Here is a 3,778-nt window from a genome sequence, read left to right as displayed (position 1 = left end):
CCCCAGCGTCCACCCCCTCCGACCGCGCCCCCTCCGACCACGCCTACTTCGACCACGCCGGCCTCGGCCGGCTGCGGCCGGTGGCCGCAGCCGCCATGCGCAGCGCCCTCGACGATGCGCTGCCGCACGGCAGCGCGGGGGTGGGCCCGCTGTTCCCGGCCCGCGCCGCCGCCCGCCGCTCGGCGGCCGCCCTGCTCGGCTGCACCCCGGACGAGGTGGCCTTCGTCCCCAACACCTCCACCGGGATCCACCTGGTCGCCGACGGTCTGGACTGGCGGCCCGGCGACCGGGTGGTGGTCTTCGACCGCGACTTCCCGGCCAACGTCCGGCCCTGGCAGCGGCTGGAGCGCCACGGCGTCCGGCTGTCCTGGGTGCCGATGCGCGAGGGCGGCTACCGGCTGGAGGACGTCGCCGACGCGATCGGCCCGGCCGCCCGGCTGGTGGCCGTCAGCCACGTCAACTTCGCCACCGGTTTCCGCCTCGACCTGGACGCCGTCTGCGCGCTGGCCGCCCGGGCGGGCGCCCTGGTCTGCGTGGACGCCGTGCAGAGCCTGGGCGCGCTGCCGCTGGACGTGGCCGCCACCCCGGTCGACTTCCTCGCGGCCGGCGCCCACAAGTGGCTCTGCGGGCCGCCCGGCACCGGCGTCTTCTACTGCCGGGCCGACCGGCTGGAGCTGCTGCGCTCCACCCCCACCGGCTGGTTCGGCCACGAAGGCGCCGCGGAGGTCTCCAAGGGCCCCGGCCGGCTGCGCTACGACCTGCCGGAACGTGCTGCCGCCGCCAAGGTGGAGGGCGGGATGTACGACCTGCTCGGGATGGCCGGCCTGGCCGCGGCCCTGGCGGAGCTGACCGGGGTGGGCATCGAGGCGGTGGCGGACCGGGTGCTGCGGCTCGCCGGCCGGGTCACGGCCGCCGCGGCCGGCCTCGGCCTGCCACTGGTCCTCGGGCCGGACGCACCGGCGGCCTCCGGCATCGTCGCCCTTTCCCGGCCGGGGGCGGACGGTATGCGAATGGCCGAGAAGCTGATCTCCTCGGGTATCCAGGTATCCACCGCCGACGGTGTGCTCCGGATCTCCCCGCACTATTGGACGACGGACCGGGAGATCGAACTCCTGCTGGGCCGATTGGCAACTCTCAAGCCTTGACGCTGCCTGACGGGGTGTCATAGCTTTCGAGCACCCAAACGGTTTCCGGACATCCGGATCCCGGCAATTCGGTGAAAGGAGTTGCGAAATGGCTTACGAGTCCTGGGAGTCCCTCGCGGACGAGGTCGAGATCAGCACCGGTGCAGCGGACTGCTGGACCTGTCTGATCGACGACGCAGCCTGATCCGATCCACTGCGGGCACGCCCTTCGGCCGCGTGCCGGGGGGCGTGCCTCCGGCGGGAGAAATAGGAGGGGGAATCCGCCCGTGGAGCGCTGGGATTTCAGTCGTGGGGCCGTCGGTGCGAATGCGCCGAGCTGGTTGACGTTCGAGGTGCACCGGCCCTATTTCGACGGCGGTGAATCCGAGTTCACGGCCGTCCAGGCGCGGGCCGCGCTGCTGGCCGCCCGCCGGTTCGAGCAGCGCTCGCCGGCCGCGCTGCGGTTCGGGATGACCATGCCCGCCAGCTACCGCAAGCTGCTGGTCGAGGAGTCCGGGCTGACGGCCTACCGGGCCGCCGCCCCCACCGACCTGCCCGAGGAACTGGCCTCGCCCGCCTGGCGGCGGATGGCGGAGGCCCACCGGCACCGCGCCGACCTCGACCCGACCGCGCGCACCGGACTCGCGCACTGGCTGGTCGCCGCCTGCCTGCTGCCGGCGGTCCTGGAGCTCGCCCCCGAGGACCTCACCGCCGACGCCTGCCGGGAGCCGGTCACGGCCGGCCTGCAGGCCGCCCGGGCGGTCGCACTGTTCGGCTCCGAGGGCCTGTCCGCGCGGACCGTCGCCGCCTACCGGCCGCTGGTGGAGGACCCGGTCCCGACCGTCACCCACGTCCAGGCCGTCGCCGGCTGGGGCTACCTGCTGGCCCGGCACTCCGGCGACGACCGCGCCATCCCCGCCCACCTGGAGCGCGCCCGCGCCCTGCTGGCCGACATCAACGCCGAACTCACCCCGTTCGACCACGCGATCCTGACCGTCCGGCTGGCCCTGCGCGAGGTGATGTACGCCGAGCGCAGGCGTGACTTCACCGGCGCCCACGCCCTGCTCACCGAGGCCCGCGCAACCGTCGCGGAGCTGCGCACCGACGATCCGGACGACGCCGAGGTGCTGCTGGAGTCGCGGCGCCGGGTGATCGACCGCCGGGTGGAGATCGCGGTCCGGCTCGGCGACACCGACGCCGAGCGGGAGGCGATCGAGGAGGGCACCGCCGCCGACCCCTGGTGCGTCAAGATCCGGATGCAGGCCGCCCAGGCCGCCGAGCGCGCGGGCGACCACGAGCGCGCCCTGGCCGGCTACCTGCACGCGGCCCGCCTCGGCCCCTTCGGCACCGCGTACGCGCTGCTCCAGGCGGCCGGTGCGGCCCGCACCCTCGGTCACCGCGAGTTCGTCCGGGTGCTGACCGAACGCGCCTTCCGCGCCGCCCCGCGCGCCACGCTCACCCGGGACCGGCTGGTCGAGGCCTGCCGCGACGCCGGCGACGAGCCGATGGCCGAGGTCGCCAGGCGTGCCTCGCTGGCCGAGCCGGGGCAGCCCTGGACCAACAACTGGCACTACCGGATGTACGCCGCGTACTTCAACCTCGGGGAATCCCGCTCGCCCGGCCTGTACGCCGACCTGCCGACGCTCGCCTTCGAATTCGCGGAACGCGGCGGCCGCCCCGAAATGAACTGGCAGCGGCTCATGCCGCCCGCATTCCGGAGCAATCTGATCCGCGAGTCCGGACTCACCGAATTCGCCGTCGACCACCCGGCCGACCTGCCCGAGCGGTTGCGCACACCGGCGTGGGAGAAGCTCTGCGCATGGCTCGATGATTTCGCCGGATCGGATGTCGAGACGCAGCACCGGATCGCGGTGGTGCTCTACCGGCTGGGATTCGGGAGACTCGTTCTCGAGCTGCTGCCGGAAATCCCGCCGGAGCGGCTCACCACCCCGGAGGAACTCCGGCTGCACCATTGGCTGGACACCGTCAGGTATGTCGGTTCGGTCGGCCGCCGGGTGGTCGCGCCGAGGAATTCCTTCGCCATCGCCCGGCACCCGGCCTGCCCGGTCCGGCTGCGCTTCACCATCGCGGTGTTCGCGGTGGTGTTCCACGCCCGGGAGACCAAGGACCTCGACGAGGCCCTGGCCTGGCGCAAGACCGCCGACGAGGCCCTGACCGAGCTCCTCGCGGACGAGGGCCGGCCGCCGTTCGAGAAGATGATGCTGGAGAGCCGGTTCTACCGCAGCGTCAGCTACGTGCCCTTCCTGCAGCGCGACCGCGCGCTGCTGCGGCAGGACATGGACCGGGCCGAGGAACTCGCCAGGGCGCTCACCGCCGACGGCGCCTACCAGGAGTTCCTGCGCCGGGAGAACCTGCGGGCCTGCCTGGAGAGCCGTTCCAAGGAGTGCTACGCCTTCGGCGAGGACGAGGCCGGGCACCGGCTGGTCGCCGAGGCGCTGGCGCTCGACCCGTACGAGCCGAAGACCCACATCGAGGTGGGCGAGAGCCTGTTGAAGCGCGGGCTGCCGGGGGAGGCGGCCGACAGCTTCCTGCGCACCGCCCGGCTCGGCCCGGTCTCCACCGCGCTCGGGTACGCGGCCGCCGCCGACTGCTTCGCCGCGGCCGGCCAGCCGGTCCTCGCCGAGGACTGCTAC

2 protein-coding genes are annotated in these 3,778 nt (G+C 73.8%); both read left to right on the top strand.

The annotated features are described in order from the left end of the window. Window positions 1–1,145 (top strand): aminotransferase class V-fold PLP-dependent enzyme (locus AA75_RS19500; protein ID WP_051812805.1); only part of this gene is annotated, 1,145 nt, incomplete at its 5' end. Between the two features lie 320 nt (window positions 1,146–1,465). Further along, window positions 1,466–3,778: lipopolysaccharide assembly protein LapB (locus AA75_RS19495; protein WP_033821398.1), on the top strand; the 2,313-nt coding region annotated here is incomplete at its 3' end.

Origin of the sequence: Kitasatospora sp. MBT63, from assembly GCF_000710465.2 — a bacterium.
Classification (GTDB): Bacteria; Actinomycetota; Actinomycetes; order Streptomycetales; family Streptomycetaceae; genus Kitasatospora.
Note: the sequence above shows the minus strand (reverse complement) of the source record. Positions and strands in the feature narration are given on the sequence as shown.